The following is a 22,433-nucleotide window of genomic DNA, read 5'->3' as shown; positions in this document are numbered from 1 at the left end:
CGCCGGCGGCTCTTACTCGGCGCTGGCGTGGTTCAGCGTCTGAATGTCGTCCGCATCCAGCGTCAGACGCGTGGCGCTGACCAACTCATCCAGCTGCGACAACGAGGTGGCGCTGACGATCGGCGCGGTGATGCTCGGACGCGCGATCAGCCAGGCCAGCGAGACCTGCGCCGCAGAGACGCCGTGTTTGCCCGCCACCTGATCCAGCGCCGCCAGGATGCGGAAACCGCGCGGGTTCAGGTAGCGTTCGACGATGCGATCGCCGCGCTGACTTTTGCCCTCATCCGCTTTGCTGCGGTATTTGCCGGTCAGAAAGCCGCTGGCCAGCGCGAAGAAGTTGATCACCCCGAGGCCATGGCGCTGCGCCACCCCCTCCAGCTCGGCTTCATACCCTTCGCGCGCATACAGATTGTATTCCGGCTGCAGGGTTTCGTAGCGCGCCAATCCGTTGCTCTCGCTCACCCGCAGCGCTTCTTCCAGGCGATCCGCCTGATAGTTGGAGGCGCCGATCGCCCGCACCTTGCCGGCCTTAATCAACGCATCGAACGCCGCCAGCGTCTCTTCCAGCGGCGTATCGCGGTCATCGTCATGCGACTGATAAAGATCGATATAATCGGTTTGCAGGCGCCGCAGCGAATCTTCCACCGCCTGCTGAATATAGCGCGGCGACAGACCCTGTTTGCCTTCGCCCATCGGTTTACCCACCTTGGTGGCGATGATCACCTGGTCGCGCTTGCCGCTCTTCTTCAGCCATTCGCCGATGACGGTTTCCGATTCGCCGCCCCGGTTGCCCGGCGCCCAGCTGGAATAAACGTCGGCGGTATCGATAAAGTTGAGCTGATTGTCCACCAGCGCATCCAGCAGGCTGAACGAGGTCGCTTGATCCGCCGTCCAACCGAACACATTGCCGCCAAAGGTCAACGCCGGCACCTGAATGCCTGAGCGGCCCAATTCTCTGTTGCTCATCACCTGCTCCTGTGGGAAAAGATTCGCGGGTTAATTATTAGCGCCAACCAGGATAGAACGCTAAAACGGATTGGCTATAAGCTGAAACAAATCACTTATAAACATAGCACGCTCAAATCACCCACTTATTAGGACAATGCTGACGGTTCCTCCATATTTCCTTCATTTTTATGCCGTCCCCGCTGGCTAAACTAGTATCCTGTAAGGAGTGTCATTTTTGTGGCAATGAGTGCCCGCACCCCTGCCTTTTGGAGAGAATTTTCGCCGCCATGAATGCAAAACCCCAACGCCGTTCCCTGATGCCGCGCCTGCTGGTTGCGGCCATCCTGGTCATCGCCGCCGTCTTCGCCTGGCGTTATTTTAACGCCGCTCAACCGCCGGCCGGCACGGCCCCGGGCGCGCAGCAGGCCGGCGGCAAAGCGGGGGCCGGTCGCGCGGCGGGCGGGCGGCGCGGCGCGCCGATGTCGCCGGTGCAGGCCGCGACGGCCACGCAACAGACGGTGCCGCGCTATCTTTCCGGCTTGGGCACCGCCACCGCCGCCAATACCGTCACCGTCACCAGCCGGGTCGACGGCCAACTGATGGCGATCCACTTTACCGAAGGCCAGCAGGTCAAAGCCGGCGATCTGCTGGCGGAGATCGATCCCCGGCCGTTCCAGGTGCAGCTGACCCAGGCGCAGGGGCAGTTGGCAAAAGATCAGGCCACGCTGGCCAATGCCCGGCGCGATCTGGCGCGCTATCAGCAATTGGTGAAAACCAATCTGGTTTCCCGTCAAGAGCTGGATACGCAGGCCTCGCTGGTGCAGCAAACCGAAGGCGCCATCAAAGCCGATCAGGGCGCGGTCGACAGCGCCAAACTGCAGATCACCTACAGCCGCATCACTGCGCCAATCGACGGCCGCGTCGGGTTGAAACTGGTCGACGTCGGCAACTACGTCACCAGCGGCAGCACCACCGGTTTGGTGGTGATCACGCAGACGCACCCGATCGACGTGGTGTTCACGCTGCCCGAAGGCAACATCGCCGATCTGCTCAAGGCGCAAAAAGCCGGGCCGGTGAGCGTCGAAGCCTGGGATCGCACCAACCAGAACAAGCTGACGACCGGTTCGCTGCTGAGCCTGGACAACCAAATTGATACCGCCACCGGCACCATCAAGCTGAAAGCGCGCTTCGCCAACGAAGACGACGCGCTGTTCCCCAACCAGTTCGTCAACGCGCGGCTGCAGGTGGATACCCTGCACGATGCGGTGGTGATCCCGACCGCCGCGCTGCAGATGGGCAACGAAGGCAACTTCGTCTGGACGCTCAGCGAAGACAACAAGGTCAGCAAACACCGGGTCACCGCCGGCGTGCAGGACAGCCGGCAGGTGGTGATCAGCGCCGGCCTCAACGCCGGCGATCGGGTGGTGACCGACGGCATCGATCGCCTGACCGAAGGCATGCAGGTGGAAGTGCTGGCGCCGAACGACGCGCCTGCGGCGTCAAAAGCCAAGCGCGAACCTGACGTTCAGAGGAAGTCCTGATGCAGGTGATGCCACCGACCCGCGGCGGCGGCCCTTCCCGCCTGTTTATCCTGCGCCCGGTCGCCACCACCCTGCTGATGGTGGCGATACTGCTGGCGGGGATCATCGGCTATCGTGCGCTGCCGGTTTCCGCGTTGCCGGAAGTGGACTACCCGACCATCCAGGTGGTGACGCTGTATCCCGGCGCCAGCCCGGACGTGGTCACCTCCGCCATTACCGCGCCGCTGGAACGCCAGTTCGGCCAGATGTCCGGCCTGAAGCAAATGGCGTCGCAAAGCTCCGGCGGCGCCTCGGTGGTGACGCTGCAATTCCAGCTGGCGCTGCCGCTCGACGTCGCGGAGCAGGAAGTGCAGGCGGCGATCAACGCCGCCACCAACCTATTGCCGAACGATCTGCCCTACCCGCCGATTTACAGCAAGGTTAACCCGGCCGATCCGCCGATCCTGACGCTGGCCGTCACCTCCACCGCCATGCCGATGACGCAGGTGGAAGACATGGTGGAGACGCGCGTAGCGCAGAAAATCTCTCAGGTGACCGGCGTCGGCCTGGTGACCCTGGCCGGCGGCCAACGCCCGGCGGTGCGTGTAAAACTGAACGCCGCGGCGGTCGCCGCCTATGGCCTGAACAGCGAAACCATCCGCACCGCCATCAGCAACGCCAACGTCAACTCGGCAAAAGGCAGCCTGGACGGCCCGACCCGCTCGGTCACCCTGTCCGCCAACGACCAAATGAAATCCGCCGACGACTATCGCCAGCTGATCGTCGCCTATCAGAACGGCGCGGCGATCCGCCTGCAGGATATCGCCACCATCGAACAAGGGGCGGAAAATACCCGACTGGCGGCCTGGGCCAACCAGCAACAGGCGATCGTGCTGAACATTCAGCGCCAGCCCGGCGTCAACGTCATCACCACCGCCGACAGCATCCGCGAAATGCTGCCGACGCTGATTAAAAGCCTGCCCAAGTCGGTCGACGTCAAGGTGTTGACCGATCGCACCACCACCATCCGCGCCTCGGTCAGCGACGTGCAGTTCGAGCTGCTGCTGGCGATCGCGCTGGTGGTAATGGTGATCTACGTGTTCCTGCGCAACGTGCCGGCGACCATTATCCCCAGCGTGGCGGTGCCGCTGTCGCTGGTCGGCACCTTCGCCGCCATGTATTTCCTCGGCTTCTCTATCAATAACCTGACGCTGATGGCATTAACCATCGCCACCGGTTTCGTGGTGGATGACGCCATCGTGGTGATCGAGAACATCTCGCGCTACATCGAGAAAGGGGAAAAGCCGCTCGACGCCGCGCTGAAAGGGGCCGGCGAGATCGGCTTCACCATCATCTCCCTGACCTTCTCGCTGGTGGCGGTGCTGATCCCGCTGCTGTTCATGGGCGACATCGTCGGCCGCCTGTTCCGCGAGTTCGCCGTGACGCTGGCGGTGGCGATTTTGATCTCCGCCGTGGTATCGCTGACGCTGACGCCGATGATGTGCGCCCGCATGCTCAGCCACGAATCGCTGCGCAAGCAGAACCGCTTCTCCGCCGCCTCCGAGCGCTTTTTCGAGCGCGTGATCGCGCGATACGGCCAGTGGCTGAAAACGGTGCTTAACCACCCCTGGCTGACGCTCGGCGTGGCCGTGGGCACCCTGGCGCTGACGGTGTTGCTGTACCTGCTGATCCCGAAAGGCTTCTTCCCGGTGCAGGACAACGGCATCATTCAGGGCACGCTGGAGGCGCCGCAGAGCGTTTCGTTCAGCAACATGGCCGAGCGCCAGCAGCAGGTCGCGGCGCAGATCCTCAAAGATCCGGCGGTGGAAAGCCTGACCTCGTTCGTCGGCGTCGACGGCAGCAACGCCACGCTCAACAGCGGCCGGCTGCAGATCAACCTGAAGCCGCTGAGCGAACGCAGCGACCGCATTCCGGCGATCATCAGCCGGTTGCAGCAGCAAACGGCGCAGTTCCCCGGCGTGAAGCTGTACCTGCAGCCGGTGCAGGATCTGACCATCGATACCCAGGTCAGCCGCACCCAGTACCAGTTCACCCTGCAGGCGATGTCGCTGGACGATCTCAGCCTGTGGGTGCCGCAGCTGATGGATGAGCTGAAACAAACCCCGCAGCTGGCGGACGTCACCAGCGATTGGCAGGATCAGGGGCTGGTCGCCTACGTCAACGTCGATCGCGATTCGGCCTCGCGCCTCGGCGTCACCATGAGCGACGTGGACAATGCGTTGTACAACGCCTTCGGCCAACGCCTGATCTCCACCATCTACACCCAGGCCAATCAATACCGGGTGGTGTTGGAGCACGACGTCAGCGCGACGCCGGGGCTGGCGGCGCTCAATGAGATCCGTCTGAGCGGCAAGGACGGCGCCGTGGTGCCGTTGAGCGCCATCGCCAAAATCGAAGAACGGTTCGGCCCGCTGTCGGTCAACCACCTCGACCAATTCCCGTCGGCCACCGTCTCGTTCAACGTCGCCGCCGGCTACTCGCTCGGCGAAGCGGTAGACGCGGTCACCCAGGCGGAAAAAAATCTCGCCATGCCGAAAGACATCACCACCCAATTCCAGGGCGCGACGCTGGCCTTCCAGGCGGCGCTCGGCAGCACGCTGTGGCTGATTTTGGCGGCGGTGGTGGCGATGTATATCGTGCTGGGCGTGCTGTATGAAAGCTTCATTCATCCGGTGACCATCCTCTCCACCCTGCCGACCGCCGGGGTCGGCGCGCTGCTGGCGTTGATGCTGGCCGGCAGCGAACTGGACGTGATCGCCATCATCGGCATCATCCTGCTGATCGGCATCGTGAAGAAGAACGCCATCATGATGATCGACTTCGCGCTGGCGGCGGAACGCGAACAGGGTTTATCGCCGCGCGACGCCATCTATCAGGCCTGCCTGCTGCGTTTCCGGCCGATCCTGATGACCACGCTGGCGGCCTTGCTCGGCGCGCTGCCGCTGATGCTCAGCACCGGCGTCGGCGCGGAGCTGCGGCATCCGCTGGGCGTCTGTATGGTCGGCGGCCTGATCATGAGCCAGATCCTGACGCTGTTCACCACGCCGGTGATCTACCTGCTGTTTGACAAACTGGCGCGCAACACGCATCGCCAGCCGGATACGCAGGAGCTGCCGTGAAATTCTTCGCCCTGTTCATTCACCGGCCGGTGGCCACCACCCTGCTGACGCTGGCCATCGCCATCAGCGGCGCGATCGGTTTTCGCCTGCTGCCGGTGTCGCCGCTGCCGCAGGTGGATTTTCCGGTGATTTCGATCAGCGCGTCGCTGCCGGGCGCCTCGCCGGAAACCATGGCCTCCTCGGTGGCGACGCCGCTGGAGCGCGCGCTGGGCCGTATCGCCGGGGTCAATGAAATGACCTCGATGAGCTCGCTCGGCAGCACCCGGGTGATTTTGCAGTTCGATCTCAGCCGCGACATCAACGGCGCCGCGCGCGACGTGCAGGCGGCGATTAACGCCGCGCAAAGCCTGTTGCCGACCGGCATGCCGAGCCGCCCCAGCTATCGCAAGGTCAACCCTTCCGACGCGCCGATCATGATCCTGACGCTGACGTCGGACATCTACAGCCAGGGGCAGCTTTACGACTTCGCGTCCACCCAGCTGGCGCAGAAGATCAGCCAGACCGAAGGCGTCGGCGACGTTTCCGTGGGCGGCAGCTCGCTGCCGGCGGTGCGCGTGGAGTTGAACCCTTCGGCGCTGTTCAATCAGGGCGTTTCGCTGGATGCCGTGCGGCAGGCCATCAGCAACGCCAACGTGCGCCGCCCGCAGGGCGCCGTCGAAAACCCGCAGCAACGTTGGCAAATCCAGGCCAACGACGCGCTGAAAACCGCCGACGCCTACCGCCCGCTGATCGTTCATTACAACAACGGTTCGGCGGTGCGGCTCGGCGACGTGGCCGAGGTCAAAGATTCGGTGCAGGACGTGCGCAACGCCGGGATGACCGACGCCAAGCCGGCGATCGTTCTGGCCATCAGCCGCGCGCCGGACGCCAACATCATCGAAACCGTCGATCGCATTCGCGCCGAGCTGCCCGCCTTGCAGGAGAATATCCCGGCCTCGATTCAACTCAACGTCGCGCAGGATCGCTCGCCGACCATTCGCGCGTCGCTGGCCGAGGTGGAACAGTCGCTGGCGATCGCCATCGGGCTGGTGATCCTGGTGGTGTTCATCTTCCTGCGCTCCGGCCGCGCCACGCTGATCCCGGCGGTCGCCGTGCCGGTGTCGCTGATCGGCTCGTTCGCCGCCATGTATCTGTGCGGCTTCAGCCTCAACAACCTGTCGCTGATGGCGCTGACCATCGCCACCGGCTTTGTGGTGGACGACGCCATCGTGGTGCTGGAAAACATTTCCCGCCACGTCGAGGCCGGCATGAAACCGATCAACGCTGCGCTGCTGGGCGCACGGGAGGTCGGTTTCACCGTGCTGTCGATGAGCGTTTCGCTGGTGGCGGTGTTTATCCCGCTGCTGCTGATGGCGGGCCTGCCCGGCCGGCTGTTCCGCGAATTCGCCGTCACCCTGTCGGTGTCGATCGGGCTGTCGCTGATCGTCTCGCTGACGCTCACGCCGATGATGTGCGCCTATCTGCTGCGCCACCAGCCGGCACGTTCGCAGCGGCGCGCGCGCGGCTTCGGCAAAATGCTGCTGGCGCTGCAGCAGGGATACGGACGCTCGCTGAACTGGGTGCTTGGCCACTCGCGCTGGGTGCTGGCGGTGTTCCTCGCCACCATTGCGCTCAACGTCTGGCTGTATATCAGCATCCCGAAAACCTTCTTCCCCGAACAGGATACCGGCCGCCTGATGGGCTTTATCCAGGCCGATCAGAGCATCTCGTTCCAGGCGATGCGCGGCAAACTGGAAGATTTCATGAAAATCGTGCGCGAAGATCCGGACGTGGAAAACGTCACCGGCTTTACCGGCGGCTCACGCACCAACAGCGGCTCGATGTTCATCTCACTGAAACCGCTGTCGGTACGCAGCGACGACGCGCAGAAAGTGATCGCCCGCCTGCGCGCTCGCCTGGCCAAAGAACCGGGCGCCAGCCTGTTCTTGATGGCGGTGCAGGATATCCGCGTCGGCGGCCGCCAGGCCAACGCCAGCTACCAATATACGCTGCTGGCGGATGACCTCGCCGCGCTGCGCGACTGGGAACCGAAGATCCGCGCCGCGCTGGCGGCATTGCCCGAGCTGGCGGACGTCAACTCGGATCAGCAGGATAAAGGCTCGGAGATGGATCTGGTCTACGATCGCGAGACCATGGCGCGTCTCGGCATTTCGGTGTCCGACGCCAACAACCTGTTGAACAACGCCTTCGGCCAGCGACAGATTTCGACCATCTATCAACCGCTCAACCAATACAAAGTGGTGATGGAAGTGGCGCCGCCTTACACTCAGGACGTCAGCTCGCTGGACAAGATGTTCATCATCAACAACGAAGGCAAGGCGATACCGCTCTCCTACTTCGCCAGTTGGCGACCGGCCAACGCGCCGCTGTCGGTCAACCATCAGGGGCTGTCCGCCGCCTCGACCATCTCCTTTAACCTGCCGGACGGCGGCAGCCTGTCGGACGCCACCGCCGCTGTCGAGCGCACCATGACTCAGCTCGGCGTGCCGTCCACGGTGCGCGGCGCCTTCGCCGGCACCGCCCAGGTGTTCCAGGACACCCTGAAGTCGCAGCTGATCCTGATCCTGGCGGCGATCGCCACGGTGTATATCGTGCTCGGCGTGCTGTACGAGAGCTATATCCATCCGCTGACCATCCTCTCCACCCTGCCTTCCGCGGGCGTGGGGGCGCTGTTGGCGCTCGAGCTGTTCGGCGCGCCGTTCAGCCTGATCGCGCTGATCGGCATCATGCTGTTGATCGGCATCGTGAAGAAAAACGCCATCATGATGGTCGACTTCGCGCTCGAGGCGCAGCGCAACAGCGGCATCAGCGCCCGCGAGGCGATTTTCCAGGCCAGCCTGCTGCGCTTCCGGCCGATCCTGATGACCACGCTGGCGGCGCTGTTCGGCGCGCTGCCGCTGGTGTTGACCAGCGGCGACGGCGCGGAGCTGCGCCAGCCGCTCGGCATCACCATCGCCGGCGGTCTGGTGATGAGCCAGTTGCTGACGCTGTACACCACGCCGGTGGTCTATCTTTACTTCGACCGGCTGCAGGCGAAGTTCCGCCGCAACAAGCAGCTGGCCCCGCTGCCGCACTAATGGCCGACCGATGCTGATGAAACACACCGCCACGGTACGTTGGCAACTCTGGATAGTGGCGTTCGGCTTCTTTATGCAGACGCTGGATACCACTATCGTCAATACCGCCCTGCCCTCGATGGCCGCCAGCCTGGGGGAGAACCCGCTGCGCATGCAGTCGGTGATCGTCGCCTATGTGCTGACGGTGGCGGTGACGCTGCCGGCCAGCGGCTGGCTGGCGGACAAGGTCGGCGTACAGCGGGTGTTTTTCAGCGCCATCGTGCTGTTTACCCTCGGCTCCCTCCTCTGCGCCCGCTCGGCAACCCTGAACGAGCTGATCGCCTCGCGCGTGCTTCAGGGCATCGGCGGCGCGATGATGGTGCCGGTCGGCCGCCTGACGGTGATGAAGATCGTGCCGCGCGAGCAGTACATGGCGGCGATGACCTTCGTGACGCTGCCGGGCCAGATCGGCCCGCTGATGGGGCCGGCGCTGGGCGGACTTCTGGTGCAATACGCCAGCTGGCACTGGATTTTCCTGATCAATATTCCGGTGGGCATCGTGGGCGCCATCGCCACGCTGCTGCTGATGCCCAACTACCAAATGCAGACCCGCCGCTTCGATCTCAGCGGCTTTTTCCTGCTGGCGATCGGCATGGCGTCGCTGACGCTGGCGCTCGACGGCCACAAAGGCATGGGCCTGACCGGCGGCGCCATCGCCGGCCTGGTGGCGCTGGGCGCGGCGGCGTTGTTGGGGTATGTTTGGCATGCCTACGGCAATAGCCGCGCCCTGTTCTCGCTGCGGCTGCTGCGCACCCCGACCTACAAGATCGGGCTGCTGGCCAGCCTGCTGGGGCGCATCGGCAGCGGCATGCTGCCGTTCATGACACCGCTGTTTCTGCAGGTGGGCATGGGCTTCACGCCGTTCCACGCCGGGCTGATGATGATCCCGATGATCATCGGCAGCATGGGCATGAAGCGCATCGTGGTGCAGGTGGTCAACCGCTTCGGCTACCGCAACGTGCTGGTGGCCGCCACGCTGCTGCTGGCGCTGGTCAGCCTGAGTTTCCTGCTGGCGGCGATGCTCGGCTGGCTGTGGCTGCTGCCGGTGATACTGTTCTTCCAGGGGATGGTCAACGCATTGCGCTTCTCGGCGATGAATACCCTGACGCTGAAAGACCTGCCGGACCGGCTGGCCAGCAGCGGCAACAGCCTGTTGTCGATGGTCATGCAGCTGTCGATGAGCCTCGGCGTCAGCGTCGCCGGCATCTTGATCGGCAGCTTCGCCCATCACCAGGCGGTGGCCGACAGCCCGGCCATCCACAGCGCATTTATTTACAGCTACTGCTGTATGGCGTTGATTATCGCCCTGCCCGCGCTGGCCTTCGCGCGCGTGCCGGCGGATAGCGCGCCTAACCGCACGCTGGCCAAAGAGCCGGGCACCGGCTCAACGAGGTTGCAATGAAGATAGGCATTACCGGGAAGCTGTTCCTGGCCATTTTCGCCACCTGCATGCTGGTGTTGATCACCATGCACTGGGGGGTGCGCGTCAGCTTTGAGCGCGGTTTTATCGACTACATCAAGAGCAGTAACGAGCAGCGCATCAACATGCTGAGCGAAGCGCTGGAGGAGCAGTACAGCCATCATGGCAACTGGATATTCCTGCGCAACAACGATCAGGTGGTCTACCAAATCATGCGTTCGTTCGAGCAGAACAGCGACAGCAGCCACAACCTGCCGCCCAAAGGCTGGCGCACCCAGTTTTGGGTGGTGGACAGCCAGTTCAATCGGCTGGTCGGGCATTCCGGCCCGTTGCCGAAAGAGGGGCCGCGCCACCCGATCCGCTACAACAACGAGATCGTCGGTTGGGTGCTCACTACCCCGGTCGAACGCCTGACGCGCAATACCGACATCAACTTCGATCGCCAGCAGCGCCGCACCAGCTGGATCATCGTCGCGCTCTCCACCCTGCTGGCGGCGGCGGTGACCTGGCTGCTGTCGCGCGGCATGCTGGCCCCGGTTAAACGCCTGGTGGCGGGCACCCATCGATTGGCGGCGGGCGACTTCACCGCCCGCGTGGCGGTCAGCAGCCAGGATGAGCTGGGCAGGCTGGCGCACGACTTCAACCAGTTGGCCACCTCGCTGGAGAAAAATGAACAGATGCGCCGCGCCTTTATGGCCGACGTGTCGCACGAACTGCGCACGCCGCTGGCGGTGCTGCGCGGCGAGCTGGAGGCGCTGCAGGACGGCGTACGCCAGCCGACGCCCGCGTCGCTCAGCTCGCTGCAGGCCGAGGTGTCCACCCTGACCAAACTGGTCGACGACCTGCACCAGCTTTCGCTCTCCGATCTCGGCGCGCTGGCCTATCGCAAATCGTCGGTGGACTGCGTGCATCTGCTGCAGATCGCCGTCGCCGCCTTCCGCGAGCGCTTTCGCGCCAAAGGGCTGGAGATCGTCACCCATCTGCCGCCCCAGGCGCCGCTGTTCGGCGATCCCGATCGCCTGAATCAGCTGTTCAATAACCTGTTGGAAAACAGCCTGCGCTACACCGATGCCGGCGGCCGGCTGGAAATCAGTGCCGAGCTGCAGCCGGGGCGGCTATCCCTCTGCTGGCAGGACAGCGCGCCAGGCATCAGCGATCAGCAACTGACGCGCATTTTCGAACGTTTCTACCGGGCGGAAGGCTCGCGCAACCGCGCCAGCGGCGGTTCCGGATTGGGGCTGGCGATCTGCCACAACATCGTGGAAGCGCACGACGGAAAAATCCGCGCCGAGCATTCGCCTTTAGGCGGCGTGCGCATTACAGTAGAATTTGCTACCCCGATAAAAAATAAGGCGCCCTGATGGACATTCAGAATCAACCCGTGCAGATCATGATTGTTGAAGATGAGCCCAAGCTGGGCCAGCTGCTGGTGGATTATCTGCAGGCGGCGGGCTACGCCACCCGTTGGCTGACCAACGGCAACGAAGTGGTGCCGACCGTGCACCAGCATCCGCCGGCGCTGATCTTGCTCGATCTGATGCTGCCGGGCGCCGATGGGCTGACGGTGTGCCGCGAGCTGCGCCGCTTCAGCGACGTACCGATCGTGATGGTGACGGCGAAAATCGAAGAGATTGACCGCCTGCTGGGGCTGGAGATCGGCGCCGACGATTACATCTGCAAACCCTACAGCCCGCGCGAAGTGGTAGCGCGGGTGAAAACCATCCTGCGCCGCAGCTATCGGCCGCAGGAGAATGCGCGGGAAGATGACCTGTTGCACATCGATGAACCGCGTTTCCAGGCCAGCTATCAGGGGCAGTTGCTGGATCTGACGCCGGCGGAGTTCCGCCTGCTGAAAACGTTGGCCAGCCAGCCGGGCAACGTATTTTCGCGCGAGCAGCTGCTGAACAACCTGTATGACGACTATCGGGTGGTCACCGACCGCACCATCGACAGCCACATCAAAAACCTGCGCCGCAAGCTGGAGCTGATCGACGGGCAAAAATCCTTTATCCGCTCGGTATACGGCGTCGGTTACCGCTGGGAAGCCGAACCCTGCCGGCTGGTGAATGGGGTTTAGGGGAGAGAATCGACCGCGTTCCACCAAGGCGCGCGGTCAGCCACACCCTGTTGTCGCTCATCCGACAGCAGGAAGTCGTGTGGTAGGGCTGTGTTAGCGATCATTCTCAACAGAGGCTCCCAATCTTTATCGCTGCCCTCGCTTTTATCATTTCCTACTGACCGTTCGATTTTTTCCATCCTTGGCGCTCCTGTGCAAAATTTGCCCTATTTTATCTCTGCGAGGTGAACCCGCCAAGATGAAATCGCGAGTGTTCCACGGCTTAGACGTCCCAAATACTGCACTGCGCAATCACCGCCCCTCCCTTAGCTTCCCGTGCGGCGCCGGGCTTCTCGGGCGAAAACTCCGCGCCGGCGCAAAAAAATTGCGCATTTTTTCGACTAAGCTGCTGTGAGGTTTAGCCACCGATTTTCAAGCGATTGGCTACACTTACATCACGAATCGGAACCTACAGGAGAAGAACCATGGCAATCGGTCATTACGAGCTGAAAAAAGCAAAGAACGGACAGTACCACTTCAACCTGAAAGCCAGTAACGGCGAGATCATTCTGGCCAGCGAGATGTACGCCAGCAAAGCGTCGGCGGAGAACGGCATCGCCTCGGTGCAGACCAATTCGCCGCATGAAGCGCAGTTTGAACTGAAGCACAGCACCAGCAACCAGCCCTACTTTGTGCTGAAGGCCAAGAACCATCAGGTGATCGGCGTCAGCGAAATGTACAGCTCCGAAAGCGCAGCCAAAAACGGTATCCAGTCGGTGATTAAAAATGGCCCGACCACCGATATTCGCGATTTGAGCGCCTGATCTCCCGTTTCGCCCGCGCGGTGGCCGCCATCGCGCGTTTTCCGTTTGACCGGGATCAATCTCCCTTGAATAAATCCGGTTAACTGCTGATTTTTTGCCGCGCCGCGGCTACAATCCCCCGCTTTTACTGCGCCATCAGGTGGCGTGGTGCTGACCTGAAATCAGACCGAGACACACTATGTTTACACCGGAACTTCTCTCCCCGGCCGGAACGCTGAAAAACATGCGTTACGCCTTCGCCTACGGCGCCGATGCGGTTTACGCCGGCCAGCCGCGCTACAGCCTGCGGGTGCGCAACAACGAGTTCAACCACGAGAATCTGGCGCAGGGCATCAACGAAGCGCACGCGCTGGGTAAAAAATTCTACGTGGTGGTCAACATCGCCCCGCACAACGCCAAGCTGAAAACCTTCCTGCGCGATCTGAAACCAGTAGTCGATATGGGCCCGGATGCGCTGATCATGTCCGATCCTGGCCTGATCATGATGGTGCGCGAAGCCTTCCCGCAGATGGACATCCACCTGTCGGTGCAGGCCAACGCCGTTAACTGGGCGACGGTGAAGTTCTGGAAACAAATGGGCCTGACCCGCGTGATCCTGTCGCGCGAGCTGTCGCTGGAAGAGATCGCCGAGATCCGCGCCGAAGTGCCGGACATGGAGCTGGAGATCTTCGTCCACGGCGCGCTGTGCATGGCCTACTCCGGCCGCTGCCTGCTGTCCGGCTACATCAACAAGCGCGATCCCAACCAGGGCACCTGCACCAACGCCTGCCGTTGGCAGTACAAGGCGGAAGAAGGCAAAGAGGACGACACCGGCAATATCGTGCACCTGCACGAGCCGATCCCGGTGCAGACCGTCGAGCCGACGCTGGGCATCGGCGCGCCGACCGACAAGGTATTCATGCTGTCTGAGGCGCAAAAACCAGGCGAATATATGAGCGCCTTCGAGGACGAACACGGCACCTACATCATGAACTCCAAGGATCTGCGCGCCATCCAGCACGTAGAGCGTCTGACGCAGCTCGGCGTGCATTCGTTGAAGATCGAAGGGCGCACCAAGTCCTTTTACTACTGCGCGCGCACCGCCCAGGTCTACCGCCGCGCCATCGACGACGCCGTTGCCGGCAAACCGTTCGATCCGACCCTGCTCACCACGCTGGAAGGCCTGGCGCACCGCGGCTATACCGAAGGCTTCCTGCGCCGCCACGTGCACGAAGCGCAGCAGAACTACGACTACGGCTCTTCGCTCTCCGAGCGCCAGCAGTTCGTCGGCGAGTTCACCGGCGTGCGCCGCGAAGGCTGGGCGGAAGTCGACGTGAAGAATAAATTCTCACTCGGCGACAGCGTCGAGATGATGACGCCGGGCGGCAACGTGCTGTTCACCCTCGAAAGCATGCAAAATAAGAAAGGCGAGCCGATTGAGGTCGCGCCGGGCAACGGCCATATCGTTTATTTGCCGATCCCGCAGGATATCGATCTCAATTATGCTTTGCTGATCCGCAATTTGGCGGAAGAAAATAGCGCCGGAGCCTAACAATGAATCGCCGTCATTCGGCGGCGATTTTTAGCAAATATTAGAATTGGATCACATCAATGTGCCCGCAGCTTGGTTACTATCACGCTGCTTAAAACGAACAACGAAAATATTTGCATAGCAATACTAGGAACCACCTCCTTAGCCGGCCCAATCTCCCTTGGGCTGGCTTTTTCTTTATGGGCCCGCCATTGCCGCCGGCGCGCCTATTTCTCATTACGTTTTCCCGTTATCCATTTTAATAAAAATAATAACGCCACATCGATATATAAATAACGCTATAGCGATTAATCCTGCCGCCATTAAAATTGCGCTTATTGTCAGGTTAAATTCAGATAAATTCGCATCGTCTTCATATTCACGGAGCAATGGGAAATAACCGGAATTAGCTGAATATTCTGATGGCTTGGCGGCCTGGGCTGGTTTATCTTGAGGCATTATTGGTTTTCCGCCGGAGGAGCTCGGCAATGCCTCAACACTCACATGCACCAGCACTGCTTATCATCAACGGCAAGGGCGCCGGCAACGAAGAGCTGCGCCAGGCCGTCAACCGGCTGCGCGAAGAGCAGATAACGCTGCACGTGCGCGTCACCTGGGAGCACGGCGACGCCGCGCGCTACGTCGCGGAAGCCGCTCGGCTCGGCGTAGGCACCGTCGTCGCCGGCGGCGGTGACGGCACCATTAACGAAGTGGCCGCCGCGCTGGCGCAACTGCCGGCGCAAGGTCGGCCGGCGCTGGGCATTTTGCCGCTCGGCACCGCCAACGACTTCGCCATGGCCTGCAACATTCCCCTCTCGCCCGAGCAGGCGCTGCAACTGGCGATCAAGGGACGCTCGGTGCCTATCGATCTGGCCAAGGTCAACGGCGAGCGCTACTTCATCAACATGGCCACCGGCGGCTTCGGCACCCGTATCACCACTGAAACGCCGGAGAAGCTGAAGGCGGCGTTGGGCGGCGTGTCCTACTTCGTTCACGGCTTATTGCGCATGGATACGCTGCAGGCCGACCGCTGTGAAATCCGCGGGCCGGACTTCCGCTGGGCCGGCGAAGCGCTGGTGATCGGCATCGGCAACGGCAAACAGGCCGGCGGCGGCCAGGAACTGTGCCCCAACGCGCTGATTAACGACGGGCAGTTGCAGCTGCGCCTGCTGATCGCCGATGAACTGCTGCCGGCGCTGGTGGCCGCCCTGTTCAACGACGAAGAGAGCAACAGCATCCTCAGCGCCGCGCTGCCGTGGCTGGAGATCGACGCGCCGCATGAGATGACCTTCAACCTCGACGGCGAGCCGCTCAAAGGCCGCCATTTCCGCATCGAAGTGGTGCCGCAGGCCATCGAATGCCGCCTGCCGCCGAACTGCGCCCTGCTGGGCTAATCCGGCTCTGCGCCCGCTCGCCGCTCGGAACGCCAAGGCAGACGAGATCGAACAATCAAGCACTTAACGCGCCGGGGGCGATCGCCCCCGCGTATTTGGCCACGCTAATGGCATTTCCTCTCAATCGCATCTATTGTTTGTCCTTGCCGGATCAAGTTCGGTAGCATCGCTTTACAGCTTCAATCACCGCTTTTTTACTACGCCGGTGGTCAAAAACCCTTGCATTGCCGGTGGATGAAGAAGCTTAATCGGGAGTGAATCATGACTGATATTGTGCAGTTGCTAGGAAAGGAAGCGGAAGATCTGCTGCAACACCGCTGTACCACTATCCCCGCCGAGAATCTCTACCTGCCGGGCGCCGACTTCGTCGACCGCGTAATGATCGATAACAACCGCCCCAACAGCGTGCTGCGTTCGATGCAAACCCTGTTCAACCACGGCCGCCTGGGCGGCACCGGTTACCTGTCGATCCTGCCGGTCGATCAGGGCATCGAGCACTCCGCCGCCGCCTCGTTCGCCGCCAATCCGCTGTATTTCGATCCGAAGAACATCGTCGAGCTGGCGATTGAAGCCGGCTGTAACTGCGTCGCCTCCACCTACGGCGTGCTGGCGTCGGTATCGCGCCGCTATGCGCATAAAATTCCGTTCCTGGTCAAACTCAACCACAACGAAACGCTGAGCTACCCGACCCAGTACGACCAGACCCTGTACGCCAGCGTCGAGCAGGCGTTCAACATGGGCGCAGTGGCGGTTGGCGCCACCATTTACTTCGGCTCCGAGCAGTCGCGCCGCCAGATCGAAGAGATCTCGATCGCCTTCGAGCGCGCGCATGAGCTGGGCATGGTCACGGTGCTGTGGGCCTATCTGCGCAACCCGGCGTTCAACAAGGACGGCGTGGACTACCACTCCAGCGCCGATCTGACCGGCCAGGCCAACCACATCGCCGCCACCATCGGCGCCGACATCGTCAAACAGAAAATGGCCGAAAACAACGGCGGTTACCGCGCGGTGAAATTCGGCTATACCGACGATCGCGTCTACACCAAGCTGACCACCGATCACCCGATCGATCTGGTGCGCTACCAGCTGGCCAACTGCTACATGGGCCGCGCCGGGCTGATCAACTCCGGCGGCGCCGCCGGTGAGAACGATCTGCAGGAATCGGTGCGCACCGCGGTGATCAACAAACGCGCCGGCGGCATGGGCCTGATCCTGGGGCGCAAGGCGTTCAAGAAATCGATGAAAGACGGCGTGGCGCTGATCAACGCCGTACAAGACGCCTACCTGGACAAGAAGGTCACCATCGCCTGATGTGACAGACCGCCTGTCACAAAGCCCGGTTCGCCGGGCTTTTTTGTGCCCGTTATCCCGCCTCTCGCGCCGTTCACCTTCTCTTTCTTTCACTTTAAACTTTCAAAATAAAATATTTATCTTTCAAATTGTGATCTATTTAAAACAAATAGCCCAACAAAGTGACTACTGTAAGGCCCATGGCGACAGAGCCGCCGTTCGCTCCAGGCCATATCAGTCCATTACAGGAGAACATAATGATTGAGCTAATCACCCACGGCGCCGAGTGGTTTATCGGCCTGTTTCAGAAAGGCGGTGAAGTGTTTGTCGGCATGGTGACCGGCATTTTGCCTTTGTTGATCAGCCTGTTGGTTATCATGAACGCGCTGATCAAATTTGTTGGCCAGGAACGTATCGAACGATTGGCGCAGCGCTGCGCGGGCAACCCCGTCTCGCGTTATCTGCTGCTGCCGCTGATCGGCACCTTTGTCTTCTGCAACCCGATGACCCTCAGCCTGGGGCGCTTCATGCCGGAGAAATACAAGCCGAGCTACTACGCGGCGGCCTCCTACAGCTGCCACTCGATGAACGGCCTGTTTCCGCACATCAACCCCGGCGAGCTGTTCGTTTACCTCGGCATCGCCAGCGGCCTGACCACCCTCGGCCTGCCGCTCGGCCCGTTGGCGGTGAGCTATTTCCTGGTGGGGCTGTTCACCAACTTCTTCCGCGGCTGGGTCACCGATCTCACCACCAGTCTGTTCGAACGCAAGATGGGCATCCGTCTGGATCGCCAGGTGCAACTTTAATTCGTGGAGTGCAGCATGAGTGCTTATATCCGTATTGAAAAAGGCGCCAGCGGCTGGGGCGGCCCCCTGGAACTGCCGATAGAACCCGGCAAAAAAGTGGTGTACATCACCGCCGGCACCCGGCCTTCCATCGTCGATCGCCTCAGCGAATTGACCGGTTGGCCCGCCGTCGACGGTTTCAAAGAGGGCGAGCCGCCGGCGGAAGAGATCGGCGTGGCAGTGATCGACTGCGGCGGCACCCTGCGCTGCGGCCTGTACCCGAAACGCCGCATTCCGACGGTCAACATCCACGCTACCGGCCAGTCCGGCCCACTGGCGCAGTTTATCCTCGAAGACATCTATGTCTCCGGCGTGCGCGACCACAACATCAGCCGAATCGACGCGACGGAGAACCCACCCGCCGCCGCCGCCGTTGCAGCGCCGCCCAAGGCGCGCGACTACGACACCAGCAAGAAGATCACCGAACAAAGCGACGGGCTGCTGGCGAAGGTCGGCATGGGCATGGGATCGGTGGTGGCGGTGTTCTTCCAGGCCGGGCGTGACACTATCGACACCGTGCTGAAGACCATTCTGCCGTTTATGGCGTTCGTCTCGGCCTTGATCGGCATCATCATGGCCTCCGGCCTCGGGGACTTTATCGCTCACGGCCTGACGCCGCTGGCCAACAGCCCGATCGGCCTGGTGACGCTGGCGCTGATCTGCTCATTCCCGCTGCTGTCGCCGTTCCTCGGCCCCGGCGCGGTCATCGCCCAGGTGATCGGCGTGCTGGTCGGGGTGCAGATCGGCCTCGGCCATATTCCGCCGCAGCTGGCGCTGCCCGCGCTGTTTGCCATCAACGCGCAGGCCGCCTGCGACTTCATTCCGGTCGGTCTGTCGCTGGCGGAGGCCAAGCAGGACACCGTGCGGGTCGGCGTGCCCTCGGTGCTGGTCGGCCGCTTCCTGACCGGCGCGCCAACGGTCCTGATCGCCTGGGCCGCCTCGGCCTTTATTTATCAATAATTTGATTCCCAGGGAGACGTTTATGCACACCATTTTTCATACCACCATCACGCAGATCGGCGGCTGCGCCCGCGACGCGTTGCTGGACAACATGCTGATCACTTTCCGGGAAGGCGCGCCGGCGGATATCGAAGAGTTCTGCTTTATCCACCGCCACGGCGCGACCGCCGGTGAGCTGCAGGTCGGCGGCGTGATGGAACTGGCGCAGCAGCGCTACGCCATCACCGCCGTCGGCAGCGTCGCCACACAGAATCTGCGCGAACTGGGCCACATCACCGTGCGCTTCGACGGCGAAGCCGAAGCCGAATTCCCCGGCTCGATCCACGTTTCCGGCCCGACGCCGACCGATATCCCGTTGGGCAGCACGCTGTCATTTATCGCATAAGGAGTAGACCATGTCTGAAGTAGCTGTAGTGATCGGCGGCGGCCAAACGTTAGGCGCCTTTTTGTCCCACGGGCTGGCGCAGGCCGGCTATCGGGTGGCGGTGGCCGATCTGAACGCCGACAACGCCAATCGGGTGGCGCGGCAGATCAACGAAGAGTATGGCGCAGGCAGCGCCTGCGGTTTTCAGGCCGACGCCACCGACGAGCAGAGCGTGATCGCGCTGGCGGCGGCAGTTGACCGGGAGTTTGGCCAAACCAACCTGCTAGTCTACAGCGCCGGCATCGCCAAGGCGGCGCCGATCACCGACTTCCCGCTGGGCGACTTCGACCGCTCGCTGCAGGTGAACCTGGTGGGCTATTTCCTCTGCGCCCGCGAGTTCTCGCGCCTGATGATCCGCGATGGCATCGCCGGGCGCATCATTCAGATCAACTCCAAGTCCGGCAAGGTCGGCAGCAAGCACAACTCCGGCTACAGCGCCGCCAAGTTCGGCGGCGTGGGGCTGACGCAGTCGCTGGCGCTCGATCTGGCGGAATACGGCATTACGGTGCATTCGCTGATGCTCGGCAACCTGCTGAAATCGCCGATGTTTCAATCGCTGCTGCCGCAGTACGCGCAAAAATTGGGCATCGCGCCGGACCAGGTGGAGCAGTACTACATCGACAAAGTGCCGCTGAAGCGCGGCTGCGACTACCAGGACGTGCTGAACACCCTGCTGTTCTACGCCAGCGATAAGGCCTCTTACTGCACCGGCCAATCGATCAACATCACCGGCGGCCAGGTGATGTTCTGAGGCCACCGACGCCCCCTTCCGCGGAAGGGGGCATAAGGAGAACCCCATGACACAAGCTTTGATCGCCTTCGCGCTGCTGGCCTGGCTGCTGCAAATCGCCTTCGGCTGGTGGCAACTGCAACGTTTTAACCACGCCTTCGACGGCTTATGCCGACTGGGCGCCGTCGGCGTCGGCCGCTCCGGCGGCCGTTTTCGCCCACGGGTGGTGCTGGCGCTGGCCTTCGACGCCGATCGGCGGGTATGCGGCAGCCTGTTGCTGCGCGGCCTGACCGTTTTCGCCCGGCCCCGCCCGCTGCCTCATTTGCACGGTTTGCATCAGCGGGATTTGCGCCCGGATGTGATCTTCCCCGAGGATCGCGCATGCCAGTCTGCACTATCGTTAGCGATTGAACCCAAATCGTGATATTTTCACATTAAAAGGCATTACCTTTCATAGTGAATTATTCAGCGAGGGGAAATGCCCCACTCTTGTGAACGGGAATCGCGATGAAACCAAAGCAGCGGCAGGCCGCTATCCTTGAATATCTGCAGCGGCATGGCAAAACGGCAGTGGACGCCCTGGCCGAGCATTTCTCCACCACCGGCACCACCATCCGCAAGGATCTCACCCTGCTGGAAGAAGAAGGCGAGGTGATCCGCACCTACGGCGGCGTGGTGCTCAGCCGCGACGACGGCGATCAGCCGATCGACCGCAAAACCCATATCAATACCGAGAAAAAGCGCCGCATCGCCAGCGCCGCCGTGGCGCTGATCGCCGACGGGGACTCGCTGATCTTCGACGCCGGCAGCACGGTGCTGCAGATGGTGCCGCACCTGGCGCAGTTCAATAACATCACGGTGATGACCAACAGCCTGACCATCGTCAACGCGCTGGTGGAGCTGGACAACGATCAGACCATCCTGATGCCCGGCGGCACCTACCGCAAGAAATCGGCCTCGTTCCACGGCAGCCTGGCCGAATCGGCGTTCCAGCAGTTCAGCTTCGACAAGCTGTTTATCGGCGCGGACGGCGTCGATCTCAACGCCGGCGTCACCACCTTCAACGAAGTGCACAACGTCAGCAAAGCGATGTGTGAAGCCGCCGGCCGCATTATTCTGTTGGTAGACTCCTCGAAATTCGGCCGCAAGAGCCCGAACGTGGTGTGCGAACTCAGCGCCGTCGACACGCTGATCACCGACCGAGACATCAACCCCGATTACCTCGCCGCCCTGCAGGCGAAAGGCATCAATATCCTTCTGGTAGGAGATCCCGATGAGTAACGCCAACGCCCTGCTCGCCTTCGCCCGCGAAACGCTGGAGATCGAGCTGACCGAAGCGCAACGCCTGTTGGCGCGCCTGGATGACAATTTCGTCTGCGCCTGCGAGCTGCTGCTGAACTGCCGCGGCAAAGCGGTGATTTCCGGCATCGGCAAGTCCGGCCATATCGGCAAAAAAATCGCCGCGTCGCTGGCCAGCACCGGCACGCCGTCGTTCTTCGTTCATCCGGCGGAGGCGCTGCACGGCGATCTCGGCATGATCGGCGCCGACGACGTGGTGGTGTTCATCTCCTACTCCGGCCGCGCCAAAGAGCTGGATCTGATCCTGCCGCTGCTGGCGGAGAACGGCATTCCGGTGATCGCCATCACCGGCGGCAAAGAATCGCCCCTGGCGCAGGGCGCGGCCTGCGTACTGGATATCGGCGTCGAGCGCGAAGCCTGCCCGATGGGGCTGGCGCCCACCTCCAGCGCGGTCAACACCCTGATGATGGGCGACGCTCTGGCGATGGCGCTGATGCGCCAGCGCGGTTTCAATGCGGAAGACTTCGCCCGCTCGCACCCGGGCGGCAGCCTGGGGGCGCGCCTGCTGAACCGCGTGCATCACCTGATGCGCACCGGCGATCGCCTGCCGCGCGTGAGCGAAAGCGCCAACGTGATGGAAGCGATGCTGGAACTGAGCCGCACTGGGCTCGGGTTGGTGGCGGTGTGCGACGCGCAGCAGCGGGTAGTGGGCGTGTTTACCGACGGCGACCTGCGCCGCTGGCTGGTGAAAGGCAACAGCCTGCAGGACCCGCTCAGCCCGGCGATCACCCGCCCCGGCTATCGGCTGCCGGAGCAGTGGCGCGCCGGCGAAGCGCTGGAAGCGCTGCACGAACAGCACATCAGCGCGGCCCCGGTGGTCGATATGGAGGGCGTGCTGGTGGGGGCGCTCAACCTGCACGATCTGCATCAGGCCGGCATCGGCTGATCGACGCCGGG

The 22,433-nt window shown here is 62.3% G+C and carries 20 protein-coding genes; 17 read left to right on the top strand and 3 right to left on the bottom strand.

Translation table 11 applies throughout. From position 1 onward, the window contains the following. Nucleotides 1-12 precede the first annotated feature (12 nt). Nucleotides 13-966 (bottom strand): aldo/keto reductase, encoded by a 954-nt coding sequence (locus ACJ8J1_RS01225; protein ID WP_033644056.1) that lies wholly within the window; start codon nt 964-966, stop codon nt 13-15. A 269-nt stretch (nt 967-1,235) separates the two neighbouring features. On the opposite strand from ACJ8J1_RS01225, the gene ACJ8J1_RS01220 reads away from it, so the two are divergent. The 6 genes from ACJ8J1_RS01220 to baeR are packed head-to-tail and all read left to right on the top strand — an operon-like array spanning nt 1,236 to nt 12,221. Further along, the gene (locus ACJ8J1_RS01220) at nt 1,236-2,489 is read left to right on the top strand and encodes an MdtA/MuxA family multidrug efflux RND transporter periplasmic adaptor subunit (RefSeq protein WP_033644057.1); all 1,254 of its coding nucleotides are present in this window, start codon (nt 1,236-1,238) and stop codon (nt 2,487-2,489) included. After that, nucleotides 2,489-5,608 (top strand): MdtB/MuxB family multidrug efflux RND transporter permease subunit, encoded by a 3,120-nt coding sequence (locus ACJ8J1_RS01215; protein ID WP_033644058.1) that lies wholly within the window; start codon nt 2,489-2,491, stop codon nt 5,606-5,608. Before ACJ8J1_RS01220 ends, ACJ8J1_RS01215 begins: the two co-directional genes overlap by 1 nt. Further along, on the top strand, nt 5,605-8,685 hold the full coding sequence (gene mdtC / locus ACJ8J1_RS01210) for a multidrug efflux RND transporter permease subunit MdtC (protein ID WP_033644059.1): 3,081 nt from the start codon (nt 5,605-5,607) through the stop codon (nt 8,683-8,685). Before ACJ8J1_RS01215 ends, mdtC begins: the two co-directional genes overlap by 4 nt. A 10-nt stretch (nt 8,686-8,695) precedes the next feature. Beyond that, nucleotides 8,696-10,126: a multidrug transporter subunit MdtD gene (mdtD, locus tag ACJ8J1_RS01205; RefSeq protein ID WP_033644060.1), complete on the top strand. Its 1,431-nt coding sequence runs from the start codon at nt 8,696-8,698 to the stop codon at nt 10,124-10,126. Beyond that, on the top strand, nt 10,123-11,505 hold the full coding sequence (baeS, locus tag ACJ8J1_RS01200) for a two-component system sensor histidine kinase BaeS (RefSeq protein ID WP_033644061.1): 1,383 nt from the start codon (nt 10,123-10,125) through the stop codon (nt 11,503-11,505). The genes mdtD and baeS overlap by 4 nt, the downstream gene beginning before the upstream one ends. Next, nucleotides 11,505-12,221, top strand: coding sequence for a two-component system response regulator BaeR (gene baeR / locus ACJ8J1_RS01195; RefSeq protein WP_033644062.1), 717 nt, complete (start codon nt 11,505-11,507; stop codon nt 12,219-12,221). The genes baeS and baeR overlap by 1 nt, the downstream gene beginning before the upstream one ends. Here the strand turns inward: baeR and ACJ8J1_RS01190 are convergent. Then, nucleotides 12,218-12,400, bottom strand: coding sequence for a hypothetical protein (locus ACJ8J1_RS01190; protein WP_046687632.1), 183 nt, complete (start codon nt 12,398-12,400; stop codon nt 12,218-12,220). The genes baeR and ACJ8J1_RS01190 overlap by 4 nt on opposite strands. Nucleotides 12,401-12,685: 285 nt before the next feature. Here ACJ8J1_RS01190 and ACJ8J1_RS01185 point away from each other — a divergent pair, with 285 nt between their 5' ends. Then, on the top strand, nt 12,686-13,024 hold the full coding sequence (locus tag ACJ8J1_RS01185) for a YegP family protein (RefSeq protein WP_033644064.1): 339 nt from the start codon (nt 12,686-12,688) through the stop codon (nt 13,022-13,024). Nucleotides 13,025-13,202: 178 nt separating this feature from the next. Then, nucleotides 13,203-14,555: a prephenate-dependent tRNA uridine(34) hydroxylase TrhP gene (gene trhP, locus ACJ8J1_RS01180; RefSeq protein ID WP_046687633.1), complete on the top strand. Its 1,353-nt coding sequence runs from the start codon at nt 13,203-13,205 to the stop codon at nt 14,553-14,555. A 216-nt stretch (nt 14,556-14,771) separates the two neighbouring features. Here the strand turns inward: trhP and ACJ8J1_RS01175 are convergent, their stop codons facing one another. After that, complete coding sequence (locus ACJ8J1_RS01175) at nt 14,772-14,993, bottom strand: hypothetical protein (protein ID WP_139120358.1); 222 nt, start codon at nt 14,991-14,993, stop codon at nt 14,772-14,774. A gap of 29 nt (nt 14,994-15,022) precedes the next feature. On the opposite strand from ACJ8J1_RS01175, the gene yegS reads away from it, so the two are divergent. The 9 genes from yegS to gutQ all read left to right on the top strand — a co-directional run bounded on the left by yegS (nt 15,023) and on the right by gutQ (nt 22,422). Next, entirely contained in the window at nt 15,023-15,928 is a 906-nt protein-coding gene (yegS, locus tag ACJ8J1_RS01170) for a lipid kinase YegS (protein ID WP_033644066.1), read from the top strand. A gap of 261 nt (nt 15,929-16,189) precedes the next feature. Next, the gene (fbaB, locus tag ACJ8J1_RS01165; protein WP_015378749.1) at nt 16,190-17,239 is read left to right on the top strand and encodes a class I fructose-bisphosphate aldolase; all 1,050 of its coding nucleotides are present in this window, start codon (nt 16,190-16,192) and stop codon (nt 17,237-17,239) included. A 236-nt stretch (nt 17,240-17,475) separates the two neighbouring features. After that, nucleotides 17,476-18,024 carry a PTS glucitol/sorbitol transporter subunit IIC gene (gene srlA, locus ACJ8J1_RS01160; RefSeq protein WP_004941528.1) on the top strand — a complete coding sequence of 183 codons (549 nt, stop codon included), beginning with the start codon at nt 17,476-17,478 and terminating at the stop codon, nt 18,022-18,024. Between the two features lie 15 nt (nt 18,025-18,039). Further along, nucleotides 18,040-19,023, top strand: a complete 984-nt coding sequence (gene srlE, locus ACJ8J1_RS01155; protein WP_042785195.1) for a PTS glucitol/sorbitol transporter subunit IIB — start codon at nt 18,040-18,042, stop codon at nt 19,021-19,023. Between the two features lie 22 nt (nt 19,024-19,045). Next, nucleotides 19,046-19,408: a PTS glucitol/sorbitol transporter subunit IIA gene (gene srlB / locus ACJ8J1_RS01150; RefSeq protein WP_004941520.1), complete on the top strand. Its 363-nt coding sequence runs from the start codon at nt 19,046-19,048 to the stop codon at nt 19,406-19,408. A gap of 10 nt (nt 19,409-19,418) precedes the next feature. Continuing rightward, a complete protein-coding gene (gene srlD / locus ACJ8J1_RS01145; RefSeq protein WP_033644069.1) occupies nt 19,419-20,198 on the top strand; it encodes a sorbitol-6-phosphate dehydrogenase in 780 nt (259 codons plus the stop codon). 46 nt (nt 20,199-20,244) lie between these two features. After that, nucleotides 20,245-20,601: a transcriptional regulator GutM gene (gene gutM / locus ACJ8J1_RS01140; protein WP_197799384.1), complete on the top strand. Its 357-nt coding sequence runs from the start codon at nt 20,245-20,247 to the stop codon at nt 20,599-20,601. An 83-nt stretch (nt 20,602-20,684) separates the two neighbouring features. Next, nucleotides 20,685-21,458 (top strand): glucitol operon DNA-binding transcriptional repressor SrlR, encoded by a 774-nt coding sequence (gene srlR / locus ACJ8J1_RS01135; protein WP_089195069.1) that lies wholly within the window; start codon nt 20,685-20,687, stop codon nt 21,456-21,458. Then, complete coding sequence (gutQ, locus tag ACJ8J1_RS01130) at nt 21,451-22,422, top strand: arabinose-5-phosphate isomerase GutQ (protein ID WP_047574051.1); 972 nt, start codon at nt 21,451-21,453, stop codon at nt 22,420-22,422. Before srlR ends, gutQ begins: the two co-directional genes overlap by 8 nt. The last annotated feature ends 11 nt before the right edge of the window (nt 22,423-22,433 follow it).

The organism is Serratia sp. CY37869 (genome assembly GCF_052168895.1).
GTDB classification, from domain to species: Bacteria; Pseudomonadota; Gammaproteobacteria; order Enterobacterales; family Enterobacteriaceae; genus Serratia; species Serratia ureilytica.
This window is presented reverse-complemented; position numbering and strand designations above follow the sequence as displayed.

Excerpts from the sequence above, each read along its gene's own strand:
- ACJ8J1_RS01225 (WP_033644056.1), bottom strand. The coding sequence starts at position 966 with ATGAGCAACAGAGAATTGGGCCGCTCAGGCATTCAGGTGCCGGCGTTG.
- ACJ8J1_RS01220 (WP_033644057.1), top strand. The coding sequence starts at position 1,236 with ATGAATGCAAAACCCCAACGCCGTTCCCTGATGCCGCGCCTGCTGGTT.
- ACJ8J1_RS01215 (WP_033644058.1), top strand. The coding sequence starts at position 2,489 with ATGCAGGTGATGCCACCGACCCGCGGCGGCGGCCCTTCCCGCCTGTTT.
- mdtD (WP_033644060.1), top strand. The coding sequence starts at position 8,696 with ATGCTGATGAAACACACCGCCACGGTACGTTGGCAACTCTGGATAGTG.
- baeS (WP_033644061.1), top strand. The coding sequence starts at position 10,123 with ATGAAGATAGGCATTACCGGGAAGCTGTTCCTGGCCATTTTCGCCACC.
- baeR (WP_033644062.1), top strand. The coding sequence starts at position 11,505 with ATGGACATTCAGAATCAACCCGTGCAGATCATGATTGTTGAAGATGAG.
- ACJ8J1_RS01190 (WP_046687632.1), bottom strand. The coding sequence starts at position 12,400 with ATGGAAAAAATCGAACGGTCAGTAGGAAATGATAAAAGCGAGGGCAGC.
- ACJ8J1_RS01185 (WP_033644064.1), top strand. The coding sequence starts at position 12,686 with ATGGCAATCGGTCATTACGAGCTGAAAAAAGCAAAGAACGGACAGTAC.
- trhP (WP_046687633.1), top strand. The coding sequence starts at position 13,203 with ATGTTTACACCGGAACTTCTCTCCCCGGCCGGAACGCTGAAAAACATG.
- ACJ8J1_RS01175 (WP_139120358.1), bottom strand. The coding sequence starts at position 14,993 with ATGCCTCAAGATAAACCAGCCCAGGCCGCCAAGCCATCAGAATATTCA.
- yegS (WP_033644066.1), top strand. The coding sequence starts at position 15,023 with ATGCCTCAACACTCACATGCACCAGCACTGCTTATCATCAACGGCAAG.
- fbaB (WP_015378749.1), top strand. The coding sequence starts at position 16,190 with ATGACTGATATTGTGCAGTTGCTAGGAAAGGAAGCGGAAGATCTGCTG.
- srlA (WP_004941528.1), top strand. The coding sequence starts at position 17,476 with ATGATTGAGCTAATCACCCACGGCGCCGAGTGGTTTATCGGCCTGTTT.
- srlE (WP_042785195.1), top strand. The coding sequence starts at position 18,040 with ATGAGTGCTTATATCCGTATTGAAAAAGGCGCCAGCGGCTGGGGCGGC.
- srlB (WP_004941520.1), top strand. The coding sequence starts at position 19,046 with ATGCACACCATTTTTCATACCACCATCACGCAGATCGGCGGCTGCGCC.
- srlD (WP_033644069.1), top strand. The coding sequence starts at position 19,419 with ATGTCTGAAGTAGCTGTAGTGATCGGCGGCGGCCAAACGTTAGGCGCC.
- gutM (WP_197799384.1), top strand. The coding sequence starts at position 20,245 with ATGACACAAGCTTTGATCGCCTTCGCGCTGCTGGCCTGGCTGCTGCAA.
- srlR (WP_089195069.1), top strand. The coding sequence starts at position 20,685 with ATGAAACCAAAGCAGCGGCAGGCCGCTATCCTTGAATATCTGCAGCGG.
- gutQ (WP_047574051.1), top strand. The coding sequence starts at position 21,451 with ATGAGTAACGCCAACGCCCTGCTCGCCTTCGCCCGCGAAACGCTGGAG.